Here is a 6,957-nt window from a genome sequence, read left to right on the forward strand (position 1 = left end):
CCCCTGTTCCATCCACGACCACGACCAGGCGATGGACTACGCCCGCCTGTTGAAGACGGCGCGCGAGGAACTGAGCAGCGACCTGCTGATCGTCATGCGCGTCTACTTCGAGAAGCCGCGCACGACGGTGGGCTGGAAAGGCTACATCAACGACCCGCGCCTGGACGGCAGCTTCCACATGAACGAGGGCCTTCGCCTGGCGCGCCAACTGCTGCTCGACGTGAACGCGCTGGGCCTRCCGGCCGGCACCGAGTTCCTGGACCTGCTGTCGCCGCAGTACATCTCCGACCTGATCGCCTGGGGCGCCATCGGCGCGCGCACCACCGAGAGCCAGAGCCACCGCCAGCTCGCCTCGGGCCTGAGCTGCCCGGTCGGCTTCAAGAACGGCACCGACGGCGGTATCAAGGTCGCCAGCGACGCCGTGCTGGCCGCCAGCAGCGCGCATGCCTTCATGGGCATGACCAAGATGGGTACGGCCGCCATCTTCGAGACCCGCGGCAACGAGGACTGCCACGTCATCCTGCGCGGCGGCAAGGCGCCCAACTACGACGCGGCGTCCGTCAACGCTGCCTGCGATGCGCTCAAGACCTCGGGCCTGCGCGAGCAGGTCATGATCGACTTCTCGCACGCCAACTCCAGCAAGAAGTACGAGCGCCAGGTCGATGTCGGCCATGACGTCGCGGGTCAGATCGCGGGCGGCGACCAGCGCATCACCGGCGTCATGATCGAAAGCCATCTGCAGCCTGGTCGGCAGGACCTGGCCGAGGGTCAGACCAAGGCCGACTTGAAGCCCGGCGTGTCCATCACCGACGCCTGCCTGGGCTGGAGCCAGACCGAGCCGCTGCTGCGCGAGCTGGCTGCAGCCGTCCAGAAGCGCCGGGGTTAAGTCCACTCGCGCCGCCCGGCGCCCACCTGTCGCAGCGCGCTCGCGCCGCGGCGGGGCGATCTCCAACATTCAGCCATCCCACTGCTGAACCCTGGAGATCGCGATGAAACACCAAGCCCTTGCCTCCGCCCTGTTTGCCCTGCTGCCGCTGTGCAGCCAGGCGGCAGACGTCACCCTCGAAGTCGAGGGCCTGGACACGAGCCGCCTGCAGGGCGCCACCCTGATGGTGGCCGTCTTCACGGAGCCGGCCAACTGGCTGCGCCAGCCGCAGACCGGCCTGCGCTTCGTTCTCGGCCCCGAGGCCACTGGCGGCAAGTTCAGCGTCGTGCTCAAGGATCTGCCCGAAGGCCCGCTGGCGCTCAGCCTGTTCCAGGACGCCAATGCCAACGGCCGCCTGGACATGAACGCCATGGGCATTCCGGTCGAGCCCTACGGCTTCTCCAATAACGCTGCTGGCACCTTCGGCCCACCGAAGTTCGAGCAGGCCGTCGTGACACCGGTGACCGGTGCGTCGGTCAAGGTCAAGCTGAACTGAGCGGGGACGGCCATGAGCACGACCCGTCGTTCACTGCTGACCGCGCTGCTGGCCGGCGGCCTCAGCCCCGAACTGCTGGCCCTGGGCCTGCCGGTCGATACCTTCGCTGCCGATGCGCCGGAACTCTTGCCGCTGCGTGGCTTGAATGGCGAGAACCTGGACGCCAGCGCCGTCGTTGAAGGGCGCCTGCCCGCCGCGCTGCGCGGCCGCTACTTCCGCAATGGTCCTGGCCTGATGCAACGCGCCGGCCAGCGCTACCACCACTGGTTCGACGGCGATGGCCTGGTTCAGTCCTGGACACTGCAGGACGGCCGCGCCAGCCACCGCGCCCGCTTCGTGCAAACGACCAAGTTCCGCGCCGAGCAAGAGGCCGGCCGCTTCCTGCTGCCCGCTTTCGGTACGGCCATCAAGGCCGAACTGCCGGTGCGCGGGCCCGACAGCGTCAACGTGGCCAACACCAGCGTGCTGATGCAGGGTGACCGCCTCTACGCCTTGTGGGAGGGCGGCAGCGCCTATGAGCTGGACCCGGCGACGCTCGCGACGCGCGGCGTCAAGACCTGGGCGCCTGAGCTGCGTGGCATGCCCTTCTCGGCCCATCCCAAGGTCGAGCCCGACGGCACGGTGTGGAACTTCGGCACGGCCAACGGTCGGCTGGCCGTCTATCAGCTCGATGCCGCAGGTACCGTGCGCCGCCATGCGCTGCTGGATGTGCAGGCTCCGGCCATGCTTCATGACTTCGCCGTGTCGCAACGCCACCTCGTCTTTCTGCTGGCGCCCATCACCATGGACATGGCGGCCGTGCGCGCTGGCGCCTCCATGGTCGACGCGATGCGCTGGGCCGGCGAGCAACCGACGCGCGTGCTCGTCGTCGACAAGGCCGACTTCTCGAAGCAGCGCAGCTTCGAGATGCCGGCCGTCCAGGTCTTTCACTTCGGCAATGCCTGGGACGACGGCCGCATGCTGCGCCTGGACTATGTGCAGAGCACGCCGCTGCCGGAGTTCAACGCCGGCGCCCGGCAGATCATGCGCGGCGAGCGCACGGCGCGCGACGTGTCGACGCCGCGGGTGCTGCAGATCGACCTGGCTAGCGGGCGGCTGAACATCGCTGCGCGCGACGAGGCCGTCGAGTTCCCCGTCGTCGACCCGCGAGTCGTCGCCCGGCGCCACCGCTTCGTCTGGTACCCGACGGCCATCGATATCGGCGCGCGCTGGGGCTTCAACGGCCTGATGCGGTTGGACATCGACAGCGGCGCGCGCGAGCGCTTCAGCTTCGGCAACGACACCGTCGTCGAGGAGCATGTGCTGGTGCCCAGGCCTGGCAGCACTCGGGAAGGCGAGGGCTGGCTGGTCGGCATGGGCTATGACATCCAGCGCCGGCGCAGTTTCTTCAGCGTCTTCGATGCGATGCGCCTGGCCGACGGCCCGCTGGCGCGCGCCTGGCTGCCTTACGCCGTGCCCTACGGCTTCCACGGCAAGTTCTACGCCGCTTGAACCTCAAGCCCCCCTGCTTCGAGAACGGGGCAGGGGACTCCGCATTGACAGGCTTTTGCAAGCCACCTATGGTCGCGCCGTTTGTTGAAAGCGCTTTCAGAAAGCGCTTTCACTTTCGGCGATCGGCAGCAGTTCGTCGTCGCCTCGTTTCGGGATTCCTTCCCCAGTCAACACCATGGAGACGACAACATGCTGAATCTGAAGACCTGCGTGGCGATGGCCACCCTCTTGCTGGCCGGCACCGCCGGCGCGGCCACCACCAACGCCTTCGCCAATGGCAGCTTTGAAGCCGCGGGCGGCCCGGGCCAACTCGCCGCGGGCTGGCTGACTGCCGCCACCAGCAGCCCGGCCACGCTGTCCAGTGACGCTCACTCCGGCAGCTTTGCCCTGTTGCTGAGCGCGCCCAACGGCTTTGATGCCTCCATCGCGCTCCAGGACTCCGTCGGCCACGGCGGCATGTCGGCGCTGGGTGCTGCCAATGTCGGCGACACGCCCTGGCTGAGCTTCTGGGCCAAGGGCGACGCCAGCGTCACCGGCAACGCCTTCGTCACGCTGCGCTACATGGGGGCCAACGGCATCATCGGCACGGCCCTCAACCAGCAGTTCCAGGGCCAGATCAACACCAGCAGCTGGACGCAGATCAGCTTCCAGGCCGCGGCCATTCCCGTCGGCACGACCTCGGTCTTCATCGAGATCGGCACCGCCGTCGGCCCGATCCTGGAGAACCGCGCCAACGCCGTCCTCGTCGACGACCTGCAGTTCGCCCTGAACGTCGCCGCCGTGCCCGAGCCGGGCAGCTACGCGCTGCTGCTGGCGGGCCTGGTCACCGTCGGCGCCATCGCCCGCCGCCGCCGCGCCTGAACCCGAGGAGACAAGCCATGCAAGCCAAGATTCACACCCTCTCCAGGATCGGCGCGTCGCTGCTGCTCTGCGGCCTGGCCGCCCACGCCAGCGCCGCCGGAACCGTCGTCATCAACACCTATGGCCCCGGCGATGACGTCAGCGGCTGGGCCTCACTGCTGGGCCAGGGCCAGGACCTCGCCGTCGCCTTCGATATCAGTAGCGCCACCACCATCCAGTCCATCCTCACGTCCATCGACGGCGTGGGCGGCATCACCGTCGGCATCATGGCCCGCCAGGGCGCCGTGCCCGCCGGCAACAGCTGGCTCTACAGCACGCACTTGACCGATCCCTGGGCCAACACGGCGTTGGCGCCCAGCGGCTGGAACCTGGCCGCCGGCAGCTACTGGCTGGTGACCCAGGCCGACGCCGGCTTCGCCGGCCAATGGCAGAGCGGCACCGATTCGCCCAGCRCCGCCTGGGCCTTCTCCTCGTCCGGCAGTTGGCAGGCGGTCAACACGGGCTTCACCGGCGCGCCGGCCACCCGCATCACCGTCACCAGCGCCGTGCCCGAGCCCTCGACCTACGGCTTGATGGCCCTGGGCGCCCTCGTCGTCGGGGCCCGTCTGCGTCGCAACCGCCAGCAAGGATGAATGCCATGAATCGCCAAACCCTCATCGGCGGCCTGCTGCTGGCCGCCAGTGCCATCGCTTCCGCCAGCGTCACCAGCCCCGTCATCGGCAAGCTGCTCTGGTCCGAGGAATTCAACGGCGCCAGCCTCGACAGCGCGCTCTGGTCGACCTATGACGGCAACGGCTGCCAGATCGGCCTGTGCGGCTACGGCAACCAGGAGCTGGAGTACTACCGCCCCAACAACCTCAGCATCGTCAACGTGCCTTTCGAGCCCGCCACGCGGGCCCTGGCCATCACGGCCAAGCGCGAGGTGATGGGCGCCAACCAGTTCACCTCCGGCAAGCTGGACTCGGCGGGCAAGGTGCAGGTCAAGTACGGGATGATCGAAATCCGCGCGGCCACGCCGTCGGTCGGCGTCGGCCTGTGGCCGGCCCTGTGGCTGCTGGGCACCAGTCCGCAGGCCTGGCCGCGCAAGGGCGAGATCGACATCATGGAGCAGGGCGGCCGCCAGCCCGCGGGCCTGCCCGCCGTGTCGCCGGACCAGTTCGTCGGTTCCAACGTCATCACCTTCAACCAGGCCGCCTGCGTGCCCGGCAACGAAAGCTGCGCCGCGTCCACTGCCTGGCAGACCAAGAGCTGGGTCACGCCCACGCGCTCGTTGGCCAACCGCTTCGTGCTATATCGCCTGTATTGGACTGACACGCAGATCCGCTTCACGCTGGTGGACAACGGCCGTGAACTTGACATGTACAAGGCGCCCATCTCCACGGTGGGTTCGCCAGCGCTGCAGGAGCCGTTCTATCTGCTGATGAACATGGCTGTCGGCGGCAACTTCACGCCGGCCGCCACGCCTGCGCAGATCACCGCGCCGTTGCCCGCGACGATGTACGTGGACTATGTGCGTGTCTATGAGCTGGACGGCAAGGGCGAGGTCAAGCTGGGCGTCGGCATCACGCCGGAGGCCGGCAAGTTCGGCGTGTTCACCGACAACACGCCTGTCAACAACAGCCAGGCGCTCGGCACGTCGGCGGACTTCTTCATCTGGAACACCGGTTCCATGGGTGGCGGCAACATCCCGGCGTTTGAGGGGTCCAACGTGCTGGCGCTGAACTACTTCGCGCCGGGGCAGTGGTTCGGCGGTGCCGTCCAGTCGCGCCAGGTGCACGACATGAGCGGCTTCCGTGGCGGCAACATCAAGCTGAAGATCAAGGCGCCGGCCAATGTCGCCTTCAAGATCGGCATCCTGGACACCTACACCAACCACAGCTGGGTGACCTTCCCCGCCAACACCACCGCCTATGGCCTGGTGCGCAACGGCGAGTGGGGCACGGCCACCATCCCYGTGGCCGAGATCGCCGGCCCCCTGGTGGCGCTGCAGTCCATGAACTCGCTGTTCGAGTTCCTCAGCGTGGACGGCTCCAATCCGGCCGCGTCCTTCCAGATGGCCTTCGACGACATCATCTGGGACTCGGGCGTGGCGGCTGTGAACGCCGTGGCCGTGACGGCGCCGGCGCTTGCCAAGACGGCCGCCGTGCCGACGGCCTCGACGCAGGCCGGTGCGACCACCCTCGAACTCGCCGCCAACGCGACGGGCTGGGTGGACGCGCACTACACGGTCAACGGCGGCGAGACCCGGACCGTGCGCATGCGCCAGGACGGCGCTGCCAGCCGGTACACGCTGGGAGGGCTGAAGAAGGGTGACGTCGTGGAATACCGATTCACGTCCTGGGACAGCAGGAGCCAACTGGCCACCGATTCGGCGGTCAGGAGCGTGGTGATGAAGTGAGCCGGACCGGGATCGGCGTTGTTCACCGCGCCGATCCCGGACAATCCGGGCCCATGAATCAAGACCAGCTCAAGCAACTCGTCGGCCGTGCGGCTCTGGACTATGTTCCCGCCGGTCAGATCCTCGGCGTCGGCACCGGCTCCACGGTGGACTGTTTCATTGATGCGCTCGCGGCCAGCGGTATCGCCATCCCCGGTGCGGTGTCGAGCTCGGAGCGCTCGACGCAGCGCCTCATCAAGCATGGAATCCCCGTGCTGAATGCGACAGAGGTGGAGCGGCTGGCMGTCTACATCGACGGCGCCGACGAGATCGATGGCCAGGGCTTCATGGTCAAGGGCGGTGGTGCCGCGCTGACGCGCGAGAAGATCGTGGCGGATCTGGCCGACCAGTTCGTCTGCATCGCCGACGAATCCAAGCTCGTGCAGACCCTGGGCAAGTTTCCGCTGCCTGTCGAGATCGTCCCGATGGCCGCCGCCCAGCTGGCGCGCCGTTTTGCCAAGCTCGGCGGCGAGGCCAGGCTGCGGGCCGGCGTCGTCACCGACAACGGCGGCCACATCCTCGACGTGACGGGCCTGTCCATCACCGACCCGCTGGCTTTCGAGGCCGAGGTCAGCCAGTGGCCGGGCGTCGTCACCGTCGGCGTGTTCGCCCGCCACAAGGCCAGCGTCTGTCTGCTCGGCGGTGCCGACGGCGTGAAGACCCTGAAGTTCTGACCGCATGCCGCGCGAGCCCCTCGGCTTCGATGCGGCATCGCACGAGAGGCACCATTGGTGGCGCAGCCTGCTG

Annotated in this window: 7 protein-coding genes; all 7 read left to right on the forward strand. The window is 68.1% G+C overall.

What is annotated here, in order from left to right:
* Nucleotides 1-886: 3-deoxy-7-phosphoheptulonate synthase (locus ACXJKR_RS20020; protein WP_457324304.1), on the forward strand; the 886-nt coding region annotated here is incomplete at its 5' end.
* Between the two features lie 103 nt (nucleotides 887-989).
* A complete protein-coding gene (locus tag ACXJKR_RS20025; protein ID WP_056196160.1) occupies nucleotides 990-1,421 on the forward strand; it encodes a DUF2141 domain-containing protein in 432 nt (143 codons plus the stop codon).
* A gap of 12 nt (nucleotides 1,422-1,433) precedes the next feature.
* Nucleotides 1,434-2,912, forward strand: a complete 1,479-nt coding sequence (locus ACXJKR_RS20030) for a carotenoid oxygenase family protein (protein ID WP_457324305.1) — start codon at nucleotides 1,434-1,436, stop codon at nucleotides 2,910-2,912.
* Between the two features lie 189 nt (nucleotides 2,913-3,101).
* Nucleotides 3,102-3,773 carry a PEP-CTERM sorting domain-containing protein gene (locus ACXJKR_RS20035; RefSeq protein WP_457324306.1) on the forward strand — a complete coding sequence of 224 codons (672 nt, stop codon included), beginning with the start codon at nucleotides 3,102-3,104 and terminating at the stop codon, nucleotides 3,771-3,773.
* Between the two features lie 17 nt (nucleotides 3,774-3,790).
* Nucleotides 3,791-4,405 carry a PEP-CTERM sorting domain-containing protein gene (locus ACXJKR_RS20040; protein ID WP_457324307.1) on the forward strand — a complete coding sequence of 205 codons (615 nt, stop codon included), beginning with the start codon at nucleotides 3,791-3,793 and terminating at the stop codon, nucleotides 4,403-4,405.
* A gap of 5 nt (nucleotides 4,406-4,410) precedes the next feature.
* Entirely contained in the window at nucleotides 4,411-6,171 is a 1,761-nt protein-coding gene (locus tag ACXJKR_RS20045; protein WP_457324308.1) for a glycoside hydrolase family 16 protein, read from the forward strand.
* 53 nt (nucleotides 6,172-6,224) lie between these two features.
* Nucleotides 6,225-6,884: a ribose-5-phosphate isomerase RpiA gene (gene rpiA, locus ACXJKR_RS20050; RefSeq protein ID WP_056196174.1), complete on the forward strand. Its 660-nt coding sequence runs from the start codon at nucleotides 6,225-6,227 to the stop codon at nucleotides 6,882-6,884.
* The last annotated feature ends 73 nt before the right edge of the window (nucleotides 6,885-6,957 follow it).

The sequence above is a fragment of the Roseateles sp. P5_E11 genome (assembly GCF_054049355.1).

Bases quoted from the DNA above. Each gene is read 5' to 3' on its own strand.
- ACXJKR_RS20025 (WP_056196160.1), top strand. From the start codon at position 990: ATGAAACACCAAGCCCTTGCCTCCGCCCTGTTTGCCCTGCTGCCGCTG.
- ACXJKR_RS20030 (WP_457324305.1), top strand. From the start codon at position 1,434: ATGAGCACGACCCGTCGTTCACTGCTGACCGCGCTGCTGGCCGGCGGC.
- ACXJKR_RS20035 (WP_457324306.1), top strand. From the start codon at position 3,102: ATGCTGAATCTGAAGACCTGCGTGGCGATGGCCACCCTCTTGCTGGCC.